We start from the raw sequence: 26,653 nt of genomic DNA, 5'->3' as shown, positions 1-26,653 counted from the left end.
ATGACAAACCGATTTAAACGTATTCATTTAATTGTAATGGATTCAGTAGGAATAGGCGAAGCACCAGACGCTAAAGATTTTGGTGACGAAGGTTCACATACATTAAAGCATACGCTAGAAGGTTTCAAAGAATCCTTACCAAACCTAGAAAAATTAGGACTTGGAAATATAGAATCTTTACCAGTTATCAATAATGTAGAAAAACCTGAAGCATTTTATACAAAATTAAGTGAAGCGTCTGTAGGAAAAGATACAATGACAGGACATTGGGAAATCATGGGATTAAATATTGATAAACCATTCAAAGTATATCCTGAAGGTTTCCCTGAAGAACTTGTTAAAGAAATAGAAGATTTAACAGGTAGAAAAGTTGTGGCAAATAAACCAGCATCAGGTACTGAAATTATAGAAGAATACGGTAAACATCAAATGGAAACAGGCGATTTAATCGTTTATACGTCAGCAGACCCAGTATTACAGATTGCTGCACACGAAGATATCATTCCATTAGAGGAATTATATGATATTTGTGAAAAAGTTAGAGAACTAACTAAAGACCCTAAATATTTAATCGGGCGTATTATTGCACGACCTTATCTAGGAGAACCAGGTAATTTCACAAGAACATCTAATAGACACGATTATGCATTGAAACCATTTGGTAAAACTGTCATGAACACGCTAAAAGATGCAGATTACGATGTAATTGCAATTGGTAAAATTAATGATATTTATGACGGAGAAGGTGTAACAAAAGCAATACGTACGAAAGATAATATGGACGGCATGGACCAACTTCTTAAAGTTGTAGATACAGACTTTACAGGAATTAGTTTCTTAAATTTAGTTGATTTTGATGCGTTATATGGCCATAGAAGAGATAAAGAAGGTTACGCTCAAGCAATTAAAGATTTCGATAATCGTTTAGGTGAATTGTTAGAAAATGTTCGCGAAGATGATTTAGTTATTATTACAGCAGATCACGGTAATGATCCAACAGCTGATGGTACTGACCATACTCGTGAATATGTTCCATTATTAATGTTTAGCCCAAGCATTACGGAATACCACGAACTTTCAGGGGATACAACGTTTAGTTCAATTGGTGCAACAATTGCAGATAACTTTAATGTAGAATTACCGCAGTTCGGTAAGAGCTATTTAAGTGAAATGGGGATTAAATAATGAACGCAGTAAGACGTATTTTTGGTCTTGCATTTAGTTTTGCAGGCCTTATGCATTTTATGAGATCAGAAGGTTTTGAAGCTATTGTACCTAATTTCTTACCCTTTAAAAAAGGAATTGTATGGATTTCAGGCGTGATGGAAATTATTTTCGGTATTTTATTACTCGTTAGAAAACCAAGTAGTATGACTAAGAAATTAATTGAATGGTTCTTAGTTGCTGTATTTCCAGCAAACGTATATATGGCACAAAAAAATATACCGTTAAATGGGAAACAATTACCTACATGGGCTTTATGGGGTAGATTACCATTACAATATGTACTTATTAAAATCGTTAGAAAAATGTAATTAAAAAGGAGTGAAACAGAGATTTTTTGAAAAATTAAATCTCCGTTTCACTCCTTTTTTCTATTTTAAACATAATAGTGTATTTTATTAATCTTCTTTAAATATTACATTCCATCCATCTTTTTTCGATAAGAATTCAGTTGCAAGTCGTTGAGCACCTTCTAATGAGTGGCTTGCTGCCCAACCACATTGTACTTCATTACATGCTGGAACTTCTGTAGCTTGCTCAACATCTTTTAACGTTTTTTCTATAATATTTAAGACATCATCATAATCGTCATGATTTATAAATGAAGCGTAAAAGCCTGTTTGACAACCCATTGGGCTTACATCTACAACATTATCAGTATGGTTTCTAATGTTTTCAGCCATTAAATGTTCTAAAGAGTGTAAAGCGGGCATTTCCATATGTTCTTTATTTGGTTGTTTAAAACGAATATCATATTTGTGAATAACATCTCCATTTAAACCTTCTTTAATTCCCGCAAGTCTTACAAATGGTGCATCTACTTTAGTGTGATCTAAATTAAAACTTTCTACATTCATCTTTGTCATGAAGATTCCTCCTTTGATTTCGGCATCATTATATCAAGTAAATTTTGAAAAAACAATAAATTCAGATTTCAATTACTTTCTTTATGTGTTACTTTATAAGATAATAAAATAAATTATTCTGAAAATGGAGTGATGTGTATGGAGAGATTAAGAGTCGTCCCATACGATAGTATATGGCAACATCTTTTTTTAGAAGAAAAGAAATATTTACAATCGTTATTAAAAGAACATAGCATAAATATAGAACACATTGGATCTACAGCTATCCCAGGGTTATCAGCTAAACCTATCATTGATATTTTAATGGTGGTAAAAGATAGTGAAACGATAGATGATTATACAAAGGAATTATCTGCACTAGGTTACGAGTCTAAAGGTGAACGAGGCGTTATTGGAAATCGTTATTTTAAAAAATATAATCATAACGGTGATGTCTCTCATCATTTACATATCTATGATGAAGACAGCCCGCACATATTGAGACTTATTTCTTTTAGAGATTATTTGAGAACATTTAACGGCGAGAGAGAACGATATAGTCGCCTTAAACATGACTTATCTATAGATTTTCCAGCGGATAGTGTAGAGTATTATCAAGGTAAAGATAGTATGATTAAAGAATTTGAGAAAAAGGCTGAAAAATGGTACTTAAACTCAAATGATGCGCTCGCAAAACATTGACATATCCGAGTGTTAAAGTTAGAATTAAAACAATTTCATACGTATTATCAAGAGTGACTGAGGGAAAGGCCCTTTGACGTCCAGCAACCTCCCTACATGGAAAGGTGCCAAATCCTGCAGTGTTCAACTGAGAGATAAAATTTCGATTGGCGCATTTCCTAACTAAGGAGTGCGCTTTTATATTGGAAAGGTTGTATAGTGAATGAGCAATTTATCGCAAAATATTTTAAATTATATTGAACAAAATAAACACTTATATTTGTCTATGAGCCATCAAATACACGAACGTCCAGAACTAGGTAATGAAGAAGTTTTTGCTTCAAGATTGTTAAGTGATCAACTGAAAAATCATCATTTTAAGATAGAGAAAAATATAGCAAAGCATCCGACTGGATTTATAGCTACATATGACACGAAAATAGAAGGTCCAACGATATGTTTTTTAGCGGAATATGATGCATTGCCAGGCTTAGGGCATGCATGTGGACATAATATAATCGGTACTTCTAGCGTTTTAGCAGGTATTAGTTTATCAAAAGTTATTGACCAAGTGGGCGGTAAAATAGTCGTGCTTGGTTGTCCAGCAGAAGAAGGCGGGGTTAATGGTAGTGCTAAAGCTAGTTATGTTAAAGCGGGTATTATAGACGATTTAGACATTGCACTTATGGTACACCCTGGCCATGAGACGTATGTCACAGTGCCATCATTAGCAGTAGATGTATTCGACGTAAAGTTTTATGGAAGGAGTGCTCACGCGTCTGAGAATGCTTTTGAAGCGATTAATGCTTTAGACGCTATGTTGTCCTTCTTTAACGGTGTAAGTATGTTGAGACAACAAATTAAGAAAACAGATAAAGTGCACGGTGTAATATTAAATGGAGGTGAAGCGGCAAATATTATTCCTGATTTTACACATGCAAGATTTTATACTAGAGCAACCTCACGTAAACATTTAGATGAACTAACTGATAGAGTTCGAAAAATCGCTGAAGGAGCTGCATTGCAAACTGGTTGTAAGTCAGAAGTAAGACCAATACAAAACGGTGTAAATGAATTTGTTATTAATAAACCTTTAGATGAATTGTTTAGAAAACATGCAGAATCTTTAGGAGAAGATGTTATAGAAGATGATTTTGGTTTTGGATCAACAGATACGGGGAATGTAAGTCATATCATACCTACTATACATCCACATATTAAAATCGGACCATCTAATTTAGTTGGTCATACGAAAGAATTTTGCCAAGCTGCAGCAAGTACAATGGGAGATAAAGCATTGATAAGCGGTGCTAAAATATTAGCATCGATGGGATTAGAATTAATAGAGAACGTACCCCTTAGAAATGAGATTATCGAGCATCATCAAACATTAAGGGAGAACTTATTATGACAAAAGCCTATCATAAACCTTTATTATTAACACTTAAAGATTTATATGAAGATAATATTATCTATAATTCGAGGCCATCCTATGAAGATAATCCTTGGTTAAAAGCCGAAGAAGATCAATCTAATTTTTTAACAGCTAGAGAATTGGTTATTAGTAAAATGCCAATGATTATTCATGAAGCATGTTTAACAAAAAGGATAGAAGATTTGTTAAATCTAGTTGGAGAAAAAGTGCCAGACAATATACATCGTTTTAAAGATAAAGAAAGTTACGAACAATTGATACAGCAATTAACAAATAAACGTAATAAAATATTCTTTCAATATATTCATGGAGAACATTTATGTGATAAGGACGATTATGCTATATATAAACCAAAGTTTATAGACTTAAATAATAAATCGAAATTATCACAGTGGACTAAAGGAAAGTATTTACCTAGACGTGAATGTGTTAGTGTTAAAGAATATGAAGAAGAAATTAAAAATTGGGAACTACCTCTTGTATTAAAGCCGGGAGATGAATTACCGACAGCAGGTGGGTATGGGGTTATGATATGTTATACTGAAGATGATCTAAAGAAAGCAAATCAAAGAATTAAAGAAGCTACTGAAACAGAACATATTATTATAGAACAATTTATCGAAGAGGTAGACAATTATTGTGTACAATATGTATATAGTGAAGATACTGGTATCCAATATATAGGGGCAGTTAAACAATTAACAGATGACTACGGATTTTATAATGGTAATGTTAATTCAGACGAAGTACCACAAAGCGTTATAGATGCAGGATATGAAATTATGCAAAATGGTGTTGATTATGGTTATAAAGGTGTTTCAGGCTTTGATTTACTGATAGATAAAGAAGGAAAAATATATGCCATAGATTTAAACTTTAGACAAAATGGTTCAACGAGTATGCTTTTACTTAAAAATAGATTAAAAGATGGTTTTCATAAATTTTTAAGTTACCATGCAAAAGGAGATAACGAACACTTTTATAAAGTGATTGAAAAATATGTTGAAGATGGCCATCTTTATCCACTCTCATTCTTCGATGGGGATTGGTTTGGAAAGAATAAAGTAAATGCAAGATTTGCTGGCATATGGCATGCTGAAACAGAATCTAAAGCACTTCAATTAGAACAAAAATTCCTTTCTGAACTCTACGATGAATAGCGTTTAAAATAATTATGGAAATTAAAGCGAATTTTCATTGACTTATAGCTTTTAAATATACTATATTTTATTGGTATTAAATATAAAGAAGAGGGTGGTATAACAATGGCTATCCAGGATATGTCTATGTTCAAACAAATATTAACGAAAGAAAAATTTTACGTTGTTCTAACAGATAAAAGAATTTTAAGAGATGCAGATACAAATACTCGTTTAATTTGGTCAAAACAAGAATACGCAGAAAAGTATTTAAAAGAAACTAACATTACAACATACGAAAAAGTGATGGAATTAGATCTAGACCGCTTTGTAACTTATGAAATGGACGATATATTAGACGAAGGTGACCGATTCATAGTAGACCGTTATGAAGAATTTTCAGGTACAGAAGTCGAAGCGATAAGATTTATCGAACAAATCATGAGTGAGTTAGATGATATTCGTATTGAAGAATTTGCTGAAGATATTTGCAATGAAGACTACGTATACGGGTTAACAGTAAAAGGGCAAAAGCAATTTATTATCGTTTCAGAAGAAGACAGCAGCCTACCAAATATGATGACAGTGTGGAGTACAAGAAAACTTGTAGAAAAAGTACACCGCAATGATTTTGAGGAATATGACATCATCGAAGTAGAAACTGAAGTATTTGAAGAATGGCTAGAAGATTTAAAACAAGATAATATTGCATTAGGTGTGAACTTAAAACCGGGAATGATTGGTACAGTTACAGATCCTAAAGTAGTATTAAACGCGATGCCTTGTTAAGGGAATAAAATATTAATTTTAGACTTTTGCTAAATAGCAAAAGTCTTTTTTTATGCCTTGAATAAGTTGGTAATAATTAAATTAAATAAATTAAAGCATTGTTGTAAAAGAACTTTAATTAGATTAAAATGTAAAATAATGTAAAAAAAGTTCAAGATTTAAATAGTAGAAAATTATGCCACTAAAGAGCTTCTACATAAAGGTGATAATAATGTTTAAATATAGGAAATTACGCATATTAAGGTTACAACTATTTATAGCAATTATCCTTTTAACGATAATTGCTCTATTGCATTTATACAATGCTTATCAAACTTATGGTATCTATGTAGTATTAGAAAACACACCATATACACGATCTTTATTATTTGATGGGTTTAGTGCTTTACAAACGGTTTATCTATTGATTATGCCTTTAGCTGTATCCATAGGTGTAAGTGATATTTTTATACAAGATCGTAAGCAACATTTATTACATCATGCTTATATGTATCATGTGAATAAATCAGTAGATATAAAGGTGATTTTATACTCAAGTATTATTGCTTCGCTTCTTGTAATAATTCCTTTATTAATGAATCTTATAGGTGAATTTTTAATATTACCTAATATATCGCCAGAAAGATATACTAATAATCTAATAGGAATTCATAGCTCAAATACATTAAGTGTACCTTTATACTATACAATGCCATTATTATATATCTTATTATATATTTTATTGGCTGGTATTTGGGGGGCAATAATGAATATATTTGGGATAACTCTTTCTATATATACGAATAATAGAATTTTGGCAATGATTGGTCCATTTATTTTTCAAATTTTATTGATTATATTAACAAATTTATCATATAAACCATATGTAGTTCCTCCAATATATTTCTTAACGGGACGAACGGAATTCATGTATTTCAAATTTTTACCGATTGTCTTGACTTTCATATTGTTTATCAGTTTATCAATTTATTTCTATATAAGAGGTATGCGCAAATATGAACTTGATTAAATATCGATTTACATCATTGATTAATACAAAATTTCTAGCGTGGCATATTTTATTCTTTGGATTAATGATTTTCTATCAGAAGGGAAACGTCGGGTATTTTCCTTCTGATGATTTTCAATTTACAAATTTATTATTAAGAAAGTTTACGCTTACTTATGTTGTTCTACCAATATTAACCATTATGACGATTGTGTTTTACCGAAATGAACTTGTTCATAAAGTGTTTATTGGATATAGAAATTATTTAAAGATAGATGTATTGTTATATGTCGGTTTTATATCTTTGCTAATAAGTATCGAAATGATGTTGGCAAGTATGGTTGCTATGAACTTTCAACTTCAATTTAATATAGTGTTTATTGTAACAGCTTGCTTGATGATAGTAGGGAATTTTACGATTTCATTATTGTCACTTACTTTATATTTAAGGTTTTTTAATCGTGCAATATCATTATTACTTGTAAATGTGCTTGTGCTTTTAGATTTTGTCATAATGCAAAGTGGAAAATGGAATTGGTTAATTCTTGATTCAAAGAAATTATTTTCAATTTCTTGGTCGTGGATGATATATCAATTGTTATTTATAGTGTTTGTCTATTTAATTGTTGAATGGACTATTATGAAAAAGGAAATAATGTGATGAATATTCTAAAATTTACTGTTGGTATTATACAAAGTTTATGGAAAACGTTCATGATTATAAACGGAATATTTATTTTGGTACTAATGCTATTCAGACCATATTTAAGAGATGGTTTATGGAATTTTATTTTTCGTGGTAATAATGAAGCTGAGTTAAGTGTGCATTTATATAGGATACCTGGGTTGTACATAATGATTATGTTTCTTGCCATATTTTTCATTTATCGCTTTATACATGTTCTTTATCAATATTACATTGTAGAGTGGCAAATGCTATTAAATATTAAGGGAAGATGGATGGTTCTTATCATCATATCATTCATTATGAGTTTAATTTATATTCTAGGTATATGGTTTACCATTTCTGCTATTGACGGAGAATTTTCGCATAATGTAACTCACTTATTGAACTTAATAATAAGTGTTTATTTCTTAATGATTGTATTTATTTGGAGTTACATTGCTTATAAATTTTATATAAGCTTTTTAATATCGTTGATGTGGATTATCGCCACAACAAGATTTGATTTAGATTTTAACATTTTAAATACATCTTTATTTTCAAGAATACAAGGCGTTTCTTACACAAATTTTATATGTTGTGTGCTATCTATTGTTATGGTGAATATGTTATTGGTTTTTGAATTAGGACGTGATCATCACATGAAATTTCAAAGAGGTGATGATGAAGTATGATTAAATTAATAGATGTATCAAAAGAACACCAACGCAATCAATTGCTTAAAAATATTAATTTAGAAATTGAGCGTGGAAAAGTTTATGGATTTAAAGGACGTAATGGTTCTGGCAAGACAATGCTTTTAAGGGCGATATTAGGATTGATTAAAGTTGATGGGCAAGTAATGATTAATAATGAACCGCTTAAATTTGGCTCAAAATACCCTCTTAAAGTCGGTGTATTTATAGAAAAACCAAGCATTATAACTGAATTTACGGCTTTAAAAAATCTTAAATTAGTAGCTGCATTAAAAGGAATAACAGATATCAATGAAATGACTAAATATTTAGTAGAACTTGGATTAGATTATAAAGATAAAAGAAAAGTTAGAAAATATTCACTAGGTATGAAACAAAAAGTAGGTATCGCTCAAATGCTAATGGGGGAACCAGAGTTAATTGTTTTAGATGAACCTACCAATGCTTTGGATAGAAAGAGTATTGAGAAACTTGTTCAAATCTTTGAAAAATTAAAACAGCAAGGATGTACAATACTGATTGCTTCACATCAATTTGAAGACATAGAAAGTGTTGTAGATGAGGTTGTTCATATAGAAGCAGGTGCATTAGAATGAAAAATAAAGTAATTCTATTATCTTCTTTAATTGTATTTGTAGTTCTCGTTATATTAGGATTCATTCAGTATCGTAAAGTAAACGCAGAATTTCAAGATTATGAATTTAAGGAAGAGAAAATTAAACTTAATCAAACGCATAATATAACTTTTGGAACAATGAAATTTAGTAATTTGAGTTATAAAGTTAAAGATAAAGAGATATTTTTAAGTGCTGATATCAAAGTAGTTAAAAAGGATGCCTATCCAGATAAATATTATAATAATATTTATGCAAGTTTATTTTTACGTGTTAATGATGAAATCTTACAACAGTCTGATGAATTTAAAACGAAAAAAGGTAAAAGACTTGTGCCGGATAGACCATACTTTGATAAGCATAATGTTTATGAGGGACACGTTACATTTAGATATACACCAATAGATCCTGATGGAGAAAATGATTTAGAACTAGCTTACCTCGACCGTAATGGTCATAAGTTAAAGAAATTATATTTACCGATTCGTGTTGACGGTGGGAAGATAGTTTGATACATTATTACTAACTACTTAGGTAGTTACTACATCCCGACGTAGTAAAATAATTTTTCCATTAAAATACCCCTTAAGAGAAAAATCTTTTTCTCTTAAGGGTTATTTCGTCTTCTATATTTTCTTCGAACTTGCTTATATATAAATTCACAAGAACGTCGTGCCAAATGTAATCTTTCATCATTTTAATTTGCGTACTATCTCGACTGATATACGCACGCATATCATCATCTGGTGTTTGACCGTAAATCATATATTGATTATCGATGATTACGATAAATGGTTTAAGGGTCAATGAGCTTTGAACATAATTGGTATATCTGTGATTGATTAAATCGTGTCCTGGTTTATCTACTTGAAAAGTCATTCCTTGGATATGAATATCTTTATGCGCATTTTTGTCTATGACTTCATATATATCTGGCCAAATAGAAACAGTTATTTGCTTTTTTGCAGTTTTAACCGTTTCTGAAATATTACTATATATGTTTGATGCGTTTGTTAAAACTTCTATTTGTATTGCGTCATTTTGATTTGCGATATTTAATTTATCCATTTCTTCTTCTAATTGAATCAATGCATTATTTTGTTTCTTCTCAAATAATTCTACTGTTTGTTTAGGTGAAATAGCATAATAAAACTTTTTTTGATTTTGTAAATTATAGTATACAAGTCCTTGTTCTTCTAATTTATTTAATGATTCATAAATTTTTGAATTGGGTACGCTTGATAGTTCGCTTAATTTGTATGCAGTAATACCTGGGTTTTGTACTAAATAAATATAAGCTTTTGATCCATATTCACTTAAACCAAATTGTTTTAATAAATCTATCATTTTATTCATGCTGATCATCCTTTAACTTTAAGTTACCTTGACTCCAAATAAAGGGAGTATGTCATAGGCTTGGTATTCCGAAACAGTAGCGCCCTTTAAATCTGTAGGCTGTATTACAAGTTCTTCTATTTCATTTGATGATAAATCAACGCCATTTAAAGATGTTTCTACTACTTCTAATGAAGTTAAACTACAATCTTTAATTTCAAGAGCTTTTTGCTTACAGAATGATATGTAAGTTTCAGACATTTGATTATCATTAAATAAAACGTGGTCAAATTGGCAATTAACAAATTGGCTCATCTTTAACTGACAATTTGAAAATTGGACATGTTTAAGTGTTAAGTCAGTAAATGTCGCACCAATCATACGGCAATCTTTAAATTGTATTCTATTTAATGAAGCGTCTTCAAACTGGCAATTTGATAAGTCGCAGCCATGAAACACAAGGTCAAGCCCATGTATTTTTGTAAAATCAATAGATTCAAACGTACATTGGTTAAAATATAGTGTATCCATTTGCGTTGTGTCTTCATCGAATTCAATATGCGCTTTGTTAAAATATAAATCATAAGAAGATTGTAATAGTGTATAGTGTTCTTCAGGTTCATATTCAAATTCTTTCTTTATTTTTGGTTGAATAATTTTCATGAATGTACTCCTTATTATAATATGCGTTTGTACCTTAATAATATAACGACATAAATTATTATTCATTATACTATAAATATAATGATAAGAAAGTTAAGTATAAATTAAAACACTTTCACATAGAAATTCAAATTTTCTATGTGAAAGTGTATATATTTTTTATTTTTTATTTTCTTCGTCTTCACGTTCTTCTAATGATTTAGAAAAATCTGTGTCGTCATCGATATAAGTCATTTTGAAATGCTTAGTAGGCTCTCTTCGTAATGCTTTCATGATAGAGAATATCATCATAAAGAGTATGAATGCGAATGGAAGACCGGCGACGATGGAAGCAGTTTGTAAGCTTTCTAAACCACCTGCTAACGTCATTGCGACTGATATAGCTCCAATCAGTATACCCCAAACTAATTTGTATTTGAATGGTGGTGTAATTGAGCCTCTGTCCGACATACTTGAAAGAATAAATGTAGTTGAATCAGCGCTCGTAACTAAGAATAAGAAAATTAAAATAATCGCTAGTATACTTGTGAACTCGTATAGAGGGAAGTGTGATAATAATGAGAAGAGTGCTACTGTGTAATCACCTTTAACATCTTCTGCTATACTTGCACCTTTATTGATAACAAGATACATTGCTGTTCCACCGAATGTCGCAATCCAACTCATTGAGATAAGTGGTGGTATAATTAGAACACCGATTACAAATTCACGTATTGTTCTACCACGAGAAACACGAGCTACAAATCCACCTATAAATGGAGACCATGCAATCACCCATGCCCAATAGAACACTGTCCATTGTTGTATCCAAGAATTATCTCCTTCATATGGATTTAATCTTAAACTATATTGAACAAAATTCGTGATATAATCGCCAATTGCAACTGTGAATGTTTCAAATATAAATTGTGTTGGTCCTAAAATTAGAATGAATACTAGTAATGCAAAACATATAAAAATGTTTGAATTACTTAACCATTTTACGCCTTTGTTCAAGCCTGAAGCGGCAGATCCTAGGAATATTAATGTCATAATGATAGTAATAATAATTTTAGTCCAATTATTGTTGGGTATATCAAATACATGATTAAGCCCTCCACCGATTTGCATAATACCTAAACCGATTGAAGTAGCAATACCCATAACAGTAGCTACAATCGCTAACACATCAATGACATTTCTATATGGCTTTTTATAAGCTTCACCAAATACTGGTTCCATAGCAGTAGAAATTAGGCCATTTCTTCTTTTTCTAAATTGGAAGAATGCTACGATTAGCCCAGCCATAGCAAAGATTGACCATTGAGATATACCCCAATGGAAAAATGTATATCCCATTGCTAATCTTGCTGATTCTAATGTACTACCGTCTACTTCATTAGGAAGAGGTGATTTTAAATAATGTGTCATCGGTTCGGCAACGCCCCAAAAGACGATACCTACACCTAAGCCTGCAGAAAACAGCATACCAACCCATGATATGAATGAGAATTCTGGCTCTTCGTCATCTCTACCTAACTTAAAACGTCCAAATCTAGTTATAGCTAACCCTATTAAAAATATATCTAAAACAAATACAATAATAAGGAATAACCATCCCGTACTATTGGATATCCATCCATATAAAATATTGGCGTACTTTCCAAAGCCTGAAGGAAATACTCCGGCTAATAAAGTGATTAATATGATTATAGACATGGATACCCAGAACACTAACGTTGTTTTGTTACTCTGATTATCTGGTTGTTCATTCGACTGACTCATTGTTTTCCCCCTTTTTAAACTTTAACAGTCTATATTCAAGTACCCTAAAAATTATAGAGATAACATACATATTTTATAAATAAAAGGTTCTTAATTGCGGAAGTAACTTATAATTGGTTATGATATATTTAAATCAACGGGGGGATCGTAAATGATTAAAGAAAAACAGTTCGGTGATATTTTTATTAAACCATTTGAAGAAAGTATGAGAACAGCACTATCTGAATTTCAATTAAATGAGCGTCAACAAGTATATTCTTCACTACCTAAAGAAGTTCTAGATGAAGCGATACAAGATTCTGATAGAAGACCAAATGTCGTAGTTAATCGAGACAATGAAATAGTTGGTTTCTTCGTTTTACATAAATATTATCAGCATGAAGGTTATGAAACACCAGAAAATGTTGTGTATATTCGTTCACTTTCAATCAATGAAAAATATCAAGGTAATGGTTATGGTACGACAATCATGATGAATTTGCCTGAATATGTACAATTAGTGTTTCCTGATTTTGATCATTTATTTTTAGTAGTAGATGCTGAAAATGAGGCAGCATGGAACTTGTATGAAAGAGCAGGCTTCATGCATACCGCAACTAAAGAAGAAGGACCACTTGGCAAAGAACGATTGTATTATTTAGATTTAGATTCTAAGTATGTATCTTCGTTAAAACTAGAATTACATGATGACGACTACGATAATGAATTTATAAACATACATTTAATGAAAGATAATAAAAAAGTGGGCATTATTGTTTTAGAACATAAAAGTGATAACTTTGATATTCGAAGTATAGAAGTTGAAGAGAGCGAAAGAAAAGAAGGTATAGCTGAAAGTGCATTAAGACAACTTAGTACTTTCGTAAGAAGGAAGTTCCCAGACAAGAAAGAGTTGCACATATCTCTGTTTGGTTCAAACAATAAATTAAAAGCATTATGTTACAAAGCGAACTTTGTTGAAATACAAAAAGCTGACGATTATATTAAGTTGATGAAATATATTAACTATTAACAAACATTTGCTAAAAATCAGCTTGTCAATTATAATCGTAAACTGTTATGATTATAAATATTAATGCGCGACAATAGTACGATTGTTGAAAGGAAGAGTAAAGCATGAAATTAAAAGATTTTACTAAAGAAATGGTCGATGAACATTCATTTATAGAAATGGCTTATATTTACTTAAGTGAGAATAGCAAAGAAACAAATTTATATGACATGGTTGATGAGTTTAAACGTATCGGTAATTATAAAGATTCTGAAATTGAAAACCGTATCCTACAATTTTATACAGATTTAAATACAGATGGACGCTTTTTAAGTGTAGGCGAGAATATTTGGGGTCTTCGTGACTGGTATTCAGTTGAAGATATCGAAGAGAAGATAGCACCAACTATTCAAAAATTCAACGTGTTAGATGAAGATGATGAAGAAGATACAGGCATCACATTATTAGGTGAAGAAGATAAAACTAAAGATGTTGATATAACAATCGCTCAAGATGATGAAGAAGGATTAAATGATCCTGCAGATCCAGAAGATGAAGAAGTTGAAGATGAATTAGATGAAGCTGGGTTAGTCGTTGACGAAGAAGAGGAAGAAGACGACGACGAGGAAGAAGAGGAAGAAGAAGAATTATAATTGACTTTTCATTAAAAGATGGTAATATTTTATTTGGGCTCCTTTAAATAGGACAAACGTATAAACTATAGCTCCCATCTTACATTTTAATTAATGTAAGTGGGAGCTTTTTTATTTTTTAATTATCAAATGGAGGTAAGGACATGACAAAGTTCATATTTGTTACAGGTGGCGTAGTTTCGTCTCTTGGTAAAGGTATTACAGCAGCATCACTAGGAAGATTACTTAAAAATAGAGGACTTAATGTAACGATACAAAAATTCGATCCATATTTAAATGTCGATCCAGGGACAATGAGTCCTTATCAACATGGTGAAGTTTTCGTAACAGAAGATGGCGCTGAAACAGATTTAGACTTAGGACATTATGAAAGATTTATAGATATTAATCTAAATAAATATTCAAACGTAACAGCTGGGAAAGTATATTCACACGTACTTAAAAAAGAAAGACGTGGGGATTTCTTAGGTGGTACTGTTCAAGTTATACCGCATATTACAAATGAAATTAAATCAAGATTGTTAATGGCGGGTGAAAGTACAAATGCTGATGTTGTTATTACAGAAATTGGTGGTACAACAGGTGACATAGAGTCATTACCATTCTTAGAAGCAATTAGACAAATTAAAAGTGATCTTGGAAGAGAAAACGTTATGTATATTCACTGTACTTTACTTCCATACATTAAAGCTGCTGGTGAAATGAAGACAAAACCAACTCAACATAGTGTTAAAGAACTAAGAGGCTTAGGAATACAGCCAGATCTAATTGTTGTTCGTACTGAGTATGAAATGACGGAAGATTTAAGAGATAAAATTGCATTGTTCTGTGATATTAAGAAACAATCAGTAATAGAATGTAGAGATGCAGATACACTTTATCAAATCCCACTTGCATTACAAGAACAACATATGGATGATATCGTTATTAATCGTTTATCATTAGATGCAGCACCAGAAGCAGAATTAACTGAATGGAATCAATTACTAGAAACAGTACGTAATCTAGATGGTTCTGTAAAAATAGGATTAGTTGGTAAATATGTTAGTTTACAAGACGCTTATTTATCAGTAGCTGAGTCTTTAAAACATGCAGGTTATGACTTTAAAAAAGATATTGAAATTAAATGGATTAACTCTGAAAATTTAGATTCAACTAATTATAAAGAAGAATTAGCAGATGTTGATGGTATTTTAGTACCTGGTGGTTTTGGAGATAGAGGTGTTGAAGGAAAGATTTTAGCAATTCAATATGCTCGTGAAAACAATGTACCTTATTTAGGTATTTGTTTAGGTATGCAATTAGCAACAGTTGAATTTGCAAGGAACGTAGTAGGTTTACAAGATGCACATTCAGCAGAATTAAATCCAAATACACCTTATCCAATCATCGACTTATTACCAGAACAAAAAGACATTGAAGATTTAGGTGGTACTTTAAGATTAGGCATTTATCCATGTAAAATCGAAGAAGGGACAATTGCACATAAAGTATATGGCGAAACAGAAGTAGAAGAGAGACACCGTCATCGTTATGAGTTCAATAACGATTACCGTGAAAAATTAGAAGCAAACGGTATGAGATTCTCTGGTACAAGCCCAGATGGAAGATTAGTAGAAATTGTAGAATTAGAAAATCATCCATGGTTTGTAGCATGTCAATTCCACCCAGAATTTATATCTCGTCCTACACGTCCACAAAAATTATTCCATGGATTTGTAGAAGCAAGTATTAATCATCAACAATAATTATAGGTTTTAAATTAAAGAGAGTCTGGGACAATTATTTATGTCCCAGACTCTTCTTTTTTAGTGATTCTCAGTTTTAGGTTGTATCGGGCAAGTTATTGTCTTTTCTCACCAAACGTGTCAATAACGAGGGCCTTATTGACTTTTCTCGATAGTCTTGTCAATAAGGAGAATTTATGTTGCACGTGACGCTTGTCTAGCAACATTCTGACGTTCTATGTTGCACGTGGCGTTTGTCTTGCAACATTTGCTTATTATATTTCTTCATTTAAGTCTTGAGTAATCTCATACATTTCAGCATACATGATATAATGTATGTAATTTATTGCCATCATATGTGGTGTTATAATTTTGCTGTAATCAGCTGTAGGTACGATTGGTCGTGGTGTACATAAATCAATATAATGCATTAAAGTTTCGTGGGCCTTATTTTCTTTGTCTTTATTCGCTATAACAACAAAATCAACATCTTTATCAGTTAATTTCTCTATCCAAGTATTTAATTCATCAGTAAAGAATGGCGCAATTAATAAAGCGCGATCCGTTGTATCGATGGAATCTATATCTGTTAATGAAGACATTGTTTGAGATTGAGGCAAACTTTCTTTGCTATCTGTTATAAATGATGAAAGGTGATTAGCCTCATCAAAAGTTTTTATATGGATTTTACCTTCACCACCAGCAGCTTGCATAAGTAATTGTGAAGCAATTGCGATTTCTTCTTCTTGTGCATCTATTTTACTAAAAATGCCGTTCAGCTGTGTATTAAAAATTTTAAGCACTATTGCATTCTCCTTTAAATGATAATAAATTTATTTTATATAAAAAGCGAGGTATCTTCAATGGATGTACTTATTATAGATGATGAAAAAAATATAAGACAATTATTAAAGGAAATTTTTGAGTTAAATCAATATCATGTTGATACAGCTGAAAATGGCCAAGAAGGTATAAATAAATTTCTCGAAAATGAATATAAACTTATATTTATAGATAAAAGAATGCCGGGTATATCAGGAGAAAAAGTTTTATTTAAAATAAGAGAAACAAATCCAGATGTTCCAGTTTATATCATTTCGGCTTTCCAAACGTCTACAGATATAGAGACGCTCACTAAAGACAATATAACTGGTGTATTAATGAAGCCGTTTACAATTGAAGAAGTTATGAAAATTGTAAGAAAACATTTAGGATAGGGCTTTCAAAAGATGCAAATATGAAAATAATTTGGTATAATTAGTTTGTAAATATTCGTGCCTTGCACATATAGGAGGAAACTCAATGCCTTTAGTTTCAATGAAAGAAATGTTAATTAAAGCGAAAGAAAATAGTTATGCAGTTGGTCAATACAACTTAAATAACTTAGAATTCACACAAGCGATTCTTCAAGCTACTCAAGAAGAAAATGCACCAGTTATTTTAGGTGTTTCTGAAGGAGCTGCACGTTATATGGGCGGTTTCAAAACTGTCGTAAAAATGGTTGAAGGATTAATTGAAGATTATAGCATTACAGTACCTGTAGCTATTCATTTAGACCATGGTTCAAGTTTCGACAAATGTAAAGAAGCAATCGATGCTGGATTCACTTCAGTTATGATTGATGCTTCTCATCATTCATTTGAAGAAAATATTGAAATCACGTCAAAAGTTGTTGAATATGCTCACGCTAACGGTGTTTCTGTTGAAGCGGAATTAGGAACAGTTGGTGGACAAGAAGACGACGTAATCGCTGAAGGTGTTATCTATGCTGACCCTAAAGAATGTCAAGAACTAGTTGAAAGAACTGGTATCGACACATTAGCTCCAGCACTAGGTTCAGTTCATGGACCTTACAAAGGTGAACCAAACTTAGGATTTAAAGAAATGGAAGAAATCGGTGCTTCAACTGGTTTACCATTAGTATTACACGGTGGTACTGGTATCCCAACACACGATATCAAAAAAGCTATCTCATACGGTACAGCTAAAATCAACGTTAACACTGAGAACCAAATAGCTTCGGCTAAAGCAGTTCGCGAAGTGTTAAACAACGACAGTGAAGTTTACGATCCACGTAAATATTTAGGACCTGCTCGTGAAGCGATTAAAGCAACTGTACAAGGTAAAATCCAAGAATTTGGTACTTCAAACCAAGCTTAATTTATTTAAAAAAAGACCTTTTTCAAGGTCTTTTTTTTATGAATTTATTTCTTACTATTTACTTTTTACGTTTTTGCGTTTATGTTATTGAATAGTATATAATGGAATTAATTATCATATTATTCATGTTGAGAGAGTATGCATTCTCTAAGACGATGAAGTAAAGGAGTAAACATATGTCTCAAGAAGTAATAAAAATCAAAGGCGGAAAAAAACTAAATGGCAAAGTCCAAATTAGTGGTGCCAAAAATAGTGCGGTTGCATTAATACCTGCTAGTTTAATGGCCAATGATGTTGTAACTCTAGACGGCTTGCCAGATATCTCAGATGTTAAGACATTAATGAGCCTGCTTGGAGATTTAAATATAAAAACTGAATTAAATGGTGATCAAATCGTTGTTGATTCAAGTGATGCGGTTAATCTACCATTACCTAATAATAAAGTTCAATCATTAAGAGCTTCTTATTATATGATGGGTGCAATGCTTGGGCGTTTTAAAAAGTGTGTAATTGGTTTGCCAGGAGGTTGTCCGCTTGGTCCGAGACCAATCGATCAACATATTAAAGGGTTTGAAGCTTTAGGTGCTAAGGTAACGAATGAACAAGGTGCTATGTATTTAATTGCTGAAGAATTAACTGGGGCAAAAATTTTCATGGACGTTGTAAGTGTTGGAGCAACTATTAATATCATGTTAGCTGCATGCTTAGCTAAAGGTAAAACAGTTATAGAAAATGCTGCTAAAGAACCTGAAATAGTAGATGTTGCTACGTTGTTAAACAATATGGGTGCAAAAATTAGAGGCGCAGGTACTGATACTTTAAAAATTGAAGGTGTCGAGAATTTACATGGAACTAATCACTCAATTATTCCTGATAGAATAGAAGCTGGAACATATATGTGTGCAGCAGCTGCTATGGGAGAAGAAGTATTGATTGAAAACATCATCCCTCTACATTTAGAACCTCTGATTGCGAAATTAAAAGAAATGGGCACTGAGATTGAATTAGGAGAAGACTCTATCATTATTAGAGGTAGGGATGAATATAAACCTGTAGACATTCAAACATCAGTTTACCCAGGTTTTGCTACTGATTTACAACAACCATTCACACCGCTTTTATTAAAAGCAAAAGGACAAAGTAAAGTAGTAGAAACAATTTACCCAGCAAGGTTTAAACATGTTGATGAATTATTGCGAATGGGAGCAAAAGTTAATTTAGAAAACGGAACAGCTATATATTATCCATCAAAGCTTACAGGTGCCAGTGTGGCTGCTAGTGATTTGAGAGCGGGTGCATCATTATTAATTGCGGGATTAATTGCTGAAGACGTTACAACTGTATATAATGTTAACCATATTTATAGAGGTTATAGTGGTATAGTAGACAAATTAAAACATTTAGGGGCAGATATTTGGACTGAAGAAGTTTGAGTATAAAATATATACTTTATATATAAAATGTAGTAATATAGGAGTATGAAGTAAAAGAGGTGAGTAACATGGAAATGTGTCCATACTTAGAAGAAACTTTTAAAGTTATCGGGCGTAGTTGGAATGGTTTAATACTCAATTATTTATCTCGTTGTAATGACAAAGCAGCTCATTTTTCTGATATGAAGAGAGATTTGAAACGTATTACACCAAGAGCTTTATCCCTCAAACTAACTGAATTAAGTGAATGGGGATTAGTAGAAAAGAAAGTTGTGACAACAACACCTCTATCAGTTGAATATCATCTTACTAACAAAGGTTACGAATTAGCGCAAGCACTTGTCCCATTAGAAGAGTGGGCGCAACGCAATGTAGAACTAGAGGAAAACCATTCATAAAACAGTGTTTTGTTTTATAAACTTATCTAAAAATTATTTAAGTTTAAGATACGAAAATAGGAGTAGGACAGGAATCTGATTGGAAAATTAGAATTCTGTCCTACTTCTTTTTTATTTCTATAAACACATTATTTTAAAAAAGTGGGTATAACATACTATAATAAATAATGTAATGACTATAAAGGAGAAGATAATATATGAGACAAGATGTAAAGCAATATATTAATGGCGAATGGGTAGATAGTCATAGTGGTCAAACTCTTGACGTAATCAATCCAGCAACTGAAGAAGTTGCAGGTAAGATTGCTGCAGGTAACAAAGAAGATGTTGACGATGCTGTAGCAGCAGCAAAAAGTGTATATGTAAAATTTAGAAACACATCAGTAGAAGAAAGAAAAGCATTATTAGAAAGAATTGCTGATGAGTATGAAAATAGAAAAGAAGATTTAATAGATGCAATGACAGATGAACTTGGTTCACCGATAGAAAAATCAGAATCAGTTCATTATCAAATGGGATTAAATCATTTTAGAGAAGCAAGTAAAGCGATAGATAGAATAGAATTTGAAGAACGTCGTGGTGATGACTTAGTTGTTAAAGAAGGTATTGGTGTTGCAGGTTTAGTTACACCATGGAACTTCCCAACTAACCAAACATCATTAAAATTAGCTGGTGCTTTTGCAGCAGGTTCACCTGTAGTGTTAAAACCATCAGAAGAAACGCCGTTTGCAGCTATCATTTTAGCTGAAATATTTGAAAAAGCTGGAGTACCAAAAGGTGTATTCAACTTAGTAAATGGCGATGGTGAAGGTGTAGGTAATCCATTAAGTGAGCATCCAGATGTTCGCATGATGTCATTTACAGGTTCAGGCCCAACTGGTAGAAAAATTATGGAAAAAGCTGCACAAGACTTCAAGAAAGTTTCATTAGAATTAGGTGGTAAATCACCATTAGTTATTTTAGATGATGTTGATGTCGAAAAAGCAGCTAAAGGAGCAGTAGCTAAATTTGTTTTAAATACTGGTCAAGTTTGTACAGCAGCAACTCGTACAATTATACCTGAAAGTATTAAAGATGAATTTATAGAAGCTGCAACAAAAGCTATAAACAATGTAAAAGTTGGTAAACCTAGAGAAAAAGGACAAGATATTGGTCCAGTTATTTCTAAAAAACAATTTGATACAGTACAAAGTTATATTCAAAAAGGTATCGATGAAGGCGCAACACTAGCAGCAGGTGGAGTAGGCAAACCTGAAGGACTAGAAAAAGGTTATTTCATAAAACCGACATTGTTTACAGATGTTAAAAACGATATGACAATTGCTCAAGAAGAAATATTCGGTCCGGTAGGTACAATCATTACCTATAAAGATTTAGATGAAGCAATTGAAATTGCTAATGATACAGTATACGGATTAGCAGCTTATGTTTATGGTAATGATACAGATCAAGTTAGAAAAGTAGCTAAATCAATCGAAGCAGGAACTGTCGAGTTAAATGACGCAGGTAGAAAACCTGACTTACCATTCGGTGGTTATAAACAATCAGGTATTGGTAGAGAATGGGGAGACTATGGTATAGAAGAATTCCTAGAAGTCAAAGCAATACCAGGCTACTTTAAATAAGTATTATAAAAATGATACAGGATAAATTATTCCTGTGAATATTAAAACCAGCAACTTTCTTAATCAAAATAGAAAGTTGCTGGTTTTTTAATAAATAGTAATTAGGATTTGGAAATTAACAGCTACTAACGTTCAAAATTGAGTAAATTCACATTGTATAATTAAGTTATAATTACAAAAATAATGTATTATTTCTTGATGTTTTAAGCTATTTTCACGATTGAAGTAACAAATTTTAGTATAATTTTACTATAAAAAGAGATAAAAATAGATGTTTAGGTATATTTTACCATATAAAAGTATTTTTTAATTAAAGTTCACAACATATTTTGTTTTAAACGTAAAAAAATGCTATAGTTTAATGGCAGATTGTAAATCTGGGTAAAAGTAATAAATAGATTTTAAGAAATGGGTGTCAATATCATGGCAGAAAGAGTCAGAACAAGTCCTCAGTATGAATCGTTTCACGAATTATACAAGAATTATACAACTAAAGAATTAACAACTAAGGCTAAAGAACTCAAAATCAGTAGCTATAGTAAATTAAATAAAAAAGAACTTGTCTTAGCCATTATGGAAGCACAAATGGAGAAAGACGGAAACTATTATATGGAAGGCATTTTAGATGATATACAACCTGATGGATATGGTTTCCTAAGAACAGTTAACTACTCTAAAGGTGAGAAAGATATTTACATCTCAGCTAGCCAAATAAGACGTTTTGAAATAAAAAAAGGTGATAAAGTAACTGGTAAAGTTAGAAAACCTAAGGAAAATGAAAAGTATTACGGTCTATTACAAGTAGATTTTGTGAATGATCAAAATGCAGAAGAAGTTAAAAAAAGACCACACTTTCAAGCGTTAACCCCTTTATACCCACAAGAACGTATCCAATTAGAAACAACAGAAAAAAATTATTCAACAAGAATTATGGATTTAATTACACCAATTGGTCTTGGACAACGTGGAATGATAGTTGCCCCTCCTAAAGCAGGTAAAACATCATTATTAAAAGAAATCGCTAATGCTATTGCAATAAATCAACCTAATGCGAAATTATTTGTATTATTAATTGGAGAACGACCTGAAGAGGTTACAGATATTGAGAGATCTGTAGAACAAGCAGAAGTAGTGAATTCTACTTTTGATGAGCCACCAGAACACCATGTCAAAGTAGCTGAGTTGTTATTAGAACGCGCTAAGCGACTTGTTGAAATTGGTGAAGACGTAATCATTTTAATGGATTCATTAACGAGATTAGCACGTGCATATAACTTAGTTATTCCACCAAGTGGTAGAACTTTATCCGGTGGTTTAGATCCAGCATCTTTACACAGACCTAAACATTTCTTCGGCGCTGCAAGAAATATTGAAGCGGGTGGTAGTTTAACAATTTTAGCAACTGCACTTGTTGAAACTGGTTCACGCATGGATGATATGATTTATGAAGAATTTAAAGGTACAGGTAACATGGAACTTCATTTAGATCGTAAATTATCAGAGAAACGAGTATTCCCTGCAATTGACATAAGAAGAAGTTCAACACGTAAAGAAGAATTGTTACTTGATCCAAAAGAATTAGAAATGGTATGGCAGTTAAGAAACCTATTTACGGACCAAAATGATTTTGCAGAACGTTTTATAAGAAAATTAAAACGCACAAAAACTAATGAAGAGTTCTTTGAAGTTTTAAGAAAATCTATGTTAGAAAGTGCTAAAACTGGCAAGTCCATCATATAAAATTTAAGGTTGCAATTTAATTACTCAACATATATAATATGTAAGTATTGAGTGAATAAGTCACAAATAAACTCTGTTCCAGATGGTTCAGGGCAAAGGAGCTGAAAGAAATGAAACAAGGAATTCATCCAGAGTATCATAAAGTAATCTTTTTAGATACGACTACAGACTTCAAATTTTTAAGTGGTTCTACTCGTACTTCTAGTGAAACAATGGAATGGGAAGATGGCAACGAATACCCAGTTATCCGTTTAGATATCTCTTCTGATTCACATCCATTCTATACTGGACGTCAAAAATTCGCATCTGCGGATGGTCGTGTGGAACGCTTCAACAAAAAATTTGGTTTCAAATCAAACAACTAATCATGAAGCGCATCAAGCATCCTTTTTTAAAGGGTGCTTTTTTTTGTAAAAATTAAGAACAGAAATTTATAATATGATATAATTAAGCGATTATGTTGAAAAAGGTGGACAAGTAATATGTACGAAAATTACCATTCCGGTTGGATAGAATGTATTTGCGGAAGTATGTTTAGTGGTAAATCTGAAGAACTAATTAGACGGCTCAGAAGAGGTTTGTATGCTAAACAAGATGTTAAAGTATTTAAACCGGCTATCGACAATCGTTATAGTGAACAAGCAGTCGTGTCTCATAACGGTAATCAATTAGATGCTATAAGCATTGAACATTCAAGTGAAATTTTAAAGCACGATTTACAAGGTATTGATATAATTGGTATTGACGAAGTTCAATTTTTTGACAATGAAATCGTTGCAGTTGCACAAAAATTAGCCGAAGAAGGCTATCGTGTAGTTGTAGCAGGACTGGATATGGATTTCAAAGGTGTGCCCTTTGAACCTATGCCTGAAATGATGGCAGTCGCTGAAATCGTAACTAAATTACAGGCTGTTTGTGCTGTTTGTGGATCACCTTCCAGTCGCACACAAAGGCTTATTAACGGGGAACCCGCTCATATTAATGATCCTATTATTTTAGTAGGGGCAGATGAAAGTTATGAACCGAGATGTAGAGATCATCATATTATAAGAACAGAAACAAGGAGTGATATAAATGTTTGATCAATTAGAAATCGTAGAAAATAGATATGAACAACTTAACGAACTATTGAGTGATCCTGATGTTGTATCTGATACGGATAAGCTTAGGGAGTATTCTAAAGAACAATCTGATTTACAAAAAACAGTAGACGTTTATCGAACATATAAATCAGTGAAAACTGATATCGAAGACGCGAAAGTAATGCTAGAAGAAACAGATGACAAAGACGATCAAGAAATGTTAAAAGATGAAATTAACAGTTTAACTGATCGCATCCCAGAATTAGAGTCAGAGTTGAAGTTCTTACTTATTCCGAAAGATCCAAATGATGAGAAAAACGTAATCGTTGAGATACGTGGTGCAGCAGGTGGAGATGAAGCTGCAATATTTGCTGGAGATTTATTTAGAATGTATTCTCGTTTTGCTGAAATGGAAGGATACAAAATAGACGTAGTAGAAGAAAACCCAAGCGATCATGGTGGTTATAAGGAAATCAGTTTTTCTGTTCAAGGGACAGGTGCGTTTAGTAAATTAAAATATGAAAATGGTGCTCACCGTGTGCAACGTGTTCCAGAAACTGAATCGGGTGGTAGAGTTCATACTTCAACTGCGACTGTTGCTATATTACCAGAGGCTGAAGACGTGGAAGTTGATATTCGTAGTGAAGATTTGAAAATTGAAACTTATCGTTCAAGTGGTGCAGGTGGTCAGCACGTTAACACGACTGACTCAGCTGTGCGAATTACACACGTACCTACAGGTATTATTGCAACATCTTCTGAAAAATCACAAATTAAAAACCGTGAAAAAGCACTAAAAGTATTAAAAGCAAGAGTTTTTGATATGATGGTTCGTGAAGAACATGCCAAATATGCTGAAAAAAGGAAATCAGCTGTTGGGACAGGTGACCGTTCTGAACGTATTAGAACATATAATTACCCACAAAACAGAGTTACTGACCATCGCATAGGTTTAACAATTCAAAAATTAGATCAAATAATGGACGGTAAAATTGGTGAAATTATAGATGCGTTAACGATGCATGAACAAACAGAGAAATTGGAAGATTTAAACAATGGAGAATTATAATTTTCATACATTATTAACTGAAACATATAAAGCTTTATCAGCACGAGGGTTAGAAACTTCTCGTGCTGATTGGCTATTAGAAGACATATCTGGTTTGTCCAGAACACAAATCCTTTTAAAACAACAAGAGCCAGTACCAGATAATATACTTAAGAAATTTTTGACTTATAGAGAAAGAATGTATTTAGGGGAACCCGTACAGTACATCGTTGGATTTGCTGAGTTCTATGGACGAAAATTCATAGTAAATAATGATGTTCTAATCCCTAGACCTGAAACTGAGGAATTAGTTTTGCAAACATTAAATACTATAAATCAACACGAACAAACAGTTTGCGATATTGGAACAGGCACAGGGGCTATTGCAATTAGCTTAAAGAAGGAGCGTACTAATTTAAATGTTATTGCAACTGATATTAGCGATGATGCATTAAAAGTTGCGAAAGAAAATGCTCGATTAAATCAAGCAGAAATTGAGTTTCTTCAAGGCGATGCTTTGAAACCTCTGATTAATAATGGCATTAAAGTCGATGTACTTTTATCAAACCCACCTTATATAAGCTACGAAGAAAAAGTAGAAATGTCAGAAACCGTACTGGAATATGAACCACACCTTGCTTTATTCACACAAAACAATGGTTTAGCTATTTACAAACGCATACTAAATGATTTAGATAAAGTGATGAAAAAAGATGGACTAGTCATATTTGAAATCGGTCATTTACAAGGTGAAATTTTAAAATCATATATCCATGAACACTATAAAGTTAAAAATTTGGCAATTATCAAAGATATAAATCAAAAGAATCGTATGATACAATTTAATTGGATGGGTTGTTAATAAGTTATGCACAAAAGGGTTGAGTTATCCACGAAATGTGTATAACTTTTATTTGTATACAGTAAATACGATGAGGA

Annotated in this window: 29 protein-coding genes and 1 riboswitch; of the genes, 24 read left to right on the top strand and 5 right to left on the bottom strand. The window is 32.0% G+C overall.

Annotation, left to right across the window (positions count from 1 at the left end):
- Together deoB and LQ682_RS10940 are read left to right on the top strand one after the other, a co-directional pair.
- Positions 1–1,185 (top strand): phosphopentomutase, encoded by a 1,185-nt coding sequence (gene deoB, locus LQ682_RS10945; protein ID WP_016998868.1) that lies wholly within the window; start codon positions 1–3, stop codon positions 1,183–1,185.
- Positions 1,185–1,535 (top strand): DoxX family protein, encoded by a 351-nt coding sequence (locus tag LQ682_RS10940; RefSeq protein WP_016998869.1) that lies wholly within the window; start codon positions 1,185–1,187, stop codon positions 1,533–1,535. The genes deoB and LQ682_RS10940 overlap by 1 nt, the downstream gene beginning before the upstream one ends.
- Before the next feature lie 87 nt (positions 1,536–1,622).
- On the opposite strand, the gene LQ682_RS10935 is transcribed toward LQ682_RS10940, so the two are convergent.
- The gene (locus LQ682_RS10935; protein ID WP_016998870.1) at positions 1,623–2,090 is read right to left on the bottom strand and encodes an S-ribosylhomocysteine lyase; all 468 of its coding nucleotides are present in this window, start codon (positions 2,088–2,090) and stop codon (positions 1,623–1,625) included.
- A gap of 138 nt (positions 2,091–2,228) precedes the next feature.
- Here LQ682_RS10935 and LQ682_RS10930 point away from each other — a divergent pair, with 138 nt between their 5' ends.
- From LQ682_RS10930 to LQ682_RS10890, 9 genes are all read left to right on the top strand, one after another.
- A complete protein-coding gene (locus LQ682_RS10930; protein WP_016998871.1) occupies positions 2,229–2,771 on the top strand; it encodes a GrpB family protein in 543 nt (180 codons plus the stop codon).
- Between the two features lie 41 nt (positions 2,772–2,812).
- Positions 2,813–2,912, top strand: a riboswitch (SAM riboswitch).
- A 61-nt stretch (positions 2,913–2,973) separates the two neighbouring features.
- Complete coding sequence (locus tag LQ682_RS10925) at positions 2,974–4,161, top strand: M20 family metallopeptidase (RefSeq protein WP_070044868.1); 1,188 nt, start codon at positions 2,974–2,976, stop codon at positions 4,159–4,161.
- The gene (gene ldmS, locus LQ682_RS10920; protein ID WP_103268950.1) at positions 4,158–5,345 is read left to right on the top strand and encodes an L-aspartate--L-methionine ligase LdmS; all 1,188 of its coding nucleotides are present in this window, start codon (positions 4,158–4,160) and stop codon (positions 5,343–5,345) included. The genes LQ682_RS10925 and ldmS overlap by 4 nt, the downstream gene beginning before the upstream one ends.
- Before the next feature lie 105 nt (positions 5,346–5,450).
- Positions 5,451–6,113: a DUF2750 domain-containing protein gene (locus LQ682_RS10915; protein WP_016998874.1), complete on the top strand. Its 663-nt coding sequence runs from the start codon at positions 5,451–5,453 to the stop codon at positions 6,111–6,113.
- A 211-nt stretch (positions 6,114–6,324) separates the two neighbouring features.
- Positions 6,325–7,122 carry a hypothetical protein gene (locus tag LQ682_RS10910; protein WP_239724173.1) on the top strand — a complete coding sequence of 266 codons (798 nt, stop codon included), beginning with the start codon at positions 6,325–6,327 and terminating at the stop codon, positions 7,120–7,122.
- Positions 7,109–7,762: a hypothetical protein gene (locus LQ682_RS10905; RefSeq protein ID WP_103268948.1), complete on the top strand. Its 654-nt coding sequence runs from the start codon at positions 7,109–7,111 to the stop codon at positions 7,760–7,762. Before LQ682_RS10910 ends, LQ682_RS10905 begins: the two co-directional genes overlap by 14 nt.
- Positions 7,762–8,460, top strand: coding sequence for a hypothetical protein (locus LQ682_RS10900; protein ID WP_218729570.1), 699 nt, complete (start codon positions 7,762–7,764; stop codon positions 8,458–8,460). The genes LQ682_RS10905 and LQ682_RS10900 overlap by 1 nt, the downstream gene beginning before the upstream one ends.
- Positions 8,457–9,077, top strand: a complete 621-nt coding sequence (locus tag LQ682_RS10895; protein WP_103268946.1) for an ATP-binding cassette domain-containing protein — start codon at positions 8,457–8,459, stop codon at positions 9,075–9,077. Before LQ682_RS10900 ends, LQ682_RS10895 begins: the two co-directional genes overlap by 4 nt.
- Positions 9,074–9,607 carry a hypothetical protein gene (locus tag LQ682_RS10890; RefSeq protein ID WP_103268945.1) on the top strand — a complete coding sequence of 178 codons (534 nt, stop codon included), beginning with the start codon at positions 9,074–9,076 and terminating at the stop codon, positions 9,605–9,607. Before LQ682_RS10895 ends, LQ682_RS10890 begins: the two co-directional genes overlap by 4 nt.
- A 73-nt stretch (positions 9,608–9,680) precedes the next feature.
- On the opposite strand, the gene LQ682_RS10885 is transcribed toward LQ682_RS10890, so the two are convergent.
- The 3 genes from LQ682_RS10885 to LQ682_RS10875 form a co-directional block, all read right to left on the bottom strand.
- A complete protein-coding gene (locus LQ682_RS10885) occupies positions 9,681–10,451 on the bottom strand; it encodes a TrmB family transcriptional regulator (protein ID WP_239724230.1) in 771 nt (256 codons plus the stop codon).
- An 18-nt stretch (positions 10,452–10,469) separates the two neighbouring features.
- The gene (locus tag LQ682_RS10880) at positions 10,470–11,093 is read right to left on the bottom strand and encodes a pentapeptide repeat-containing protein (protein ID WP_016998882.1); all 624 of its coding nucleotides are present in this window, start codon (positions 11,091–11,093) and stop codon (positions 10,470–10,472) included.
- Between the two features lie 159 nt (positions 11,094–11,252).
- On the bottom strand, positions 11,253–12,857 hold the full coding sequence (locus tag LQ682_RS10875) for a BCCT family transporter (RefSeq protein WP_103268942.1): 1,605 nt from the start codon (positions 12,855–12,857) through the stop codon (positions 11,253–11,255).
- 151 nt (positions 12,858–13,008) lie between these two features.
- On the opposite strand from LQ682_RS10875, the gene LQ682_RS10870 reads away from it, so the two are divergent.
- From LQ682_RS10870 to LQ682_RS10860, 3 genes are all read left to right on the top strand, one after another.
- Positions 13,009–13,869, top strand: a complete 861-nt coding sequence (locus LQ682_RS10870) for a GNAT family N-acetyltransferase (RefSeq protein ID WP_103268941.1) — start codon at positions 13,009–13,011, stop codon at positions 13,867–13,869.
- 104 nt (positions 13,870–13,973) lie between these two features.
- A complete protein-coding gene (gene rpoE, locus LQ682_RS10865; protein WP_016998885.1) occupies positions 13,974–14,501 on the top strand; it encodes a DNA-directed RNA polymerase subunit delta in 528 nt (175 codons plus the stop codon).
- A 143-nt stretch (positions 14,502–14,644) separates the two neighbouring features.
- Positions 14,645–16,249 carry a CTP synthase gene (locus LQ682_RS10860; RefSeq protein ID WP_016998886.1) on the top strand — a complete coding sequence of 535 codons (1,605 nt, stop codon included), beginning with the start codon at positions 14,645–14,647 and terminating at the stop codon, positions 16,247–16,249.
- Between the two features lie 254 nt (positions 16,250–16,503).
- Here the strand turns inward: LQ682_RS10860 and LQ682_RS10855 are convergent, their stop codons facing one another.
- Positions 16,504–17,031 (bottom strand): DUF2529 family protein, encoded by a 528-nt coding sequence (locus LQ682_RS10855; protein ID WP_103268940.1) that lies wholly within the window; start codon positions 17,029–17,031, stop codon positions 16,504–16,506.
- Between the two features lie 60 nt (positions 17,032–17,091).
- On the opposite strand from LQ682_RS10855, the gene LQ682_RS10850 reads away from it, so the two are divergent.
- The 10 genes from LQ682_RS10850 to prmC all read left to right on the top strand — a co-directional run bounded on the left by LQ682_RS10850 (position 17,092) and on the right by prmC (position 26,576).
- The gene (locus LQ682_RS10850) at positions 17,092–17,445 is read left to right on the top strand and encodes a response regulator (protein ID WP_016998888.1); all 354 of its coding nucleotides are present in this window, start codon (positions 17,092–17,094) and stop codon (positions 17,443–17,445) included.
- A gap of 85 nt (positions 17,446–17,530) precedes the next feature.
- Complete coding sequence (gene fdaB / locus LQ682_RS10845; RefSeq protein ID WP_016998889.1) at positions 17,531–18,388, top strand: class IIb fructose-bisphosphate aldolase FdaB; 858 nt, start codon at positions 17,531–17,533, stop codon at positions 18,386–18,388.
- Positions 18,389–18,564: 176 nt separating this feature from the next.
- Positions 18,565–19,821 (top strand): UDP-N-acetylglucosamine 1-carboxyvinyltransferase, encoded by a 1,257-nt coding sequence (locus LQ682_RS10840; RefSeq protein WP_016998890.1) that lies wholly within the window; start codon positions 18,565–18,567, stop codon positions 19,819–19,821.
- A gap of 68 nt (positions 19,822–19,889) precedes the next feature.
- Positions 19,890–20,219, top strand: a complete 330-nt coding sequence (locus tag LQ682_RS10835; protein ID WP_016998891.1) for a winged helix-turn-helix transcriptional regulator — start codon at positions 19,890–19,892, stop codon at positions 20,217–20,219.
- A gap of 197 nt (positions 20,220–20,416) precedes the next feature.
- Positions 20,417–21,844 (top strand): aldehyde dehydrogenase family protein, encoded by a 1,428-nt coding sequence (locus LQ682_RS10830; RefSeq protein ID WP_103268939.1) that lies wholly within the window; start codon positions 20,417–20,419, stop codon positions 21,842–21,844.
- Positions 21,845–22,267: 423 nt separating this feature from the next.
- The gene (gene rho / locus LQ682_RS10825) at positions 22,268–23,584 is read left to right on the top strand and encodes a transcription termination factor Rho (RefSeq protein WP_103268938.1); all 1,317 of its coding nucleotides are present in this window, start codon (positions 22,268–22,270) and stop codon (positions 23,582–23,584) included.
- A gap of 110 nt (positions 23,585–23,694) precedes the next feature.
- A complete protein-coding gene (locus LQ682_RS10820; RefSeq protein WP_016998893.1) occupies positions 23,695–23,949 on the top strand; it encodes a type B 50S ribosomal protein L31 in 255 nt (84 codons plus the stop codon).
- A gap of 117 nt (positions 23,950–24,066) precedes the next feature.
- Positions 24,067–24,666 carry a thymidine kinase gene (locus LQ682_RS10815; RefSeq protein ID WP_016998894.1) on the top strand — a complete coding sequence of 200 codons (600 nt, stop codon included), beginning with the start codon at positions 24,067–24,069 and terminating at the stop codon, positions 24,664–24,666.
- Entirely contained in the window at positions 24,659–25,735 is a 1,077-nt protein-coding gene (gene prfA, locus LQ682_RS10810; protein ID WP_016998895.1) for a peptide chain release factor 1, read from the top strand. The genes LQ682_RS10815 and prfA overlap by 8 nt, the downstream gene beginning before the upstream one ends.
- Positions 25,722–26,576 (top strand): peptide chain release factor N(5)-glutamine methyltransferase, encoded by an 855-nt coding sequence (gene prmC, locus LQ682_RS10805; protein ID WP_218688351.1) that lies wholly within the window; start codon positions 25,722–25,724, stop codon positions 26,574–26,576. The genes prfA and prmC overlap by 14 nt, the downstream gene beginning before the upstream one ends.
- The last annotated feature ends 77 nt before the right edge of the window (positions 26,577–26,653 follow it).

This window comes from Mammaliicoccus sp. A-M4, from assembly GCF_022386955.1.
Taxonomy (GTDB): Bacteria; Bacillota; Bacilli; order Staphylococcales; family Staphylococcaceae; genus Mammaliicoccus; species Mammaliicoccus lentus.
The sequence above is the reverse complement of the archived record's forward strand: the minus strand, read 5'-3'. Positions and strand labels throughout refer to the sequence as shown.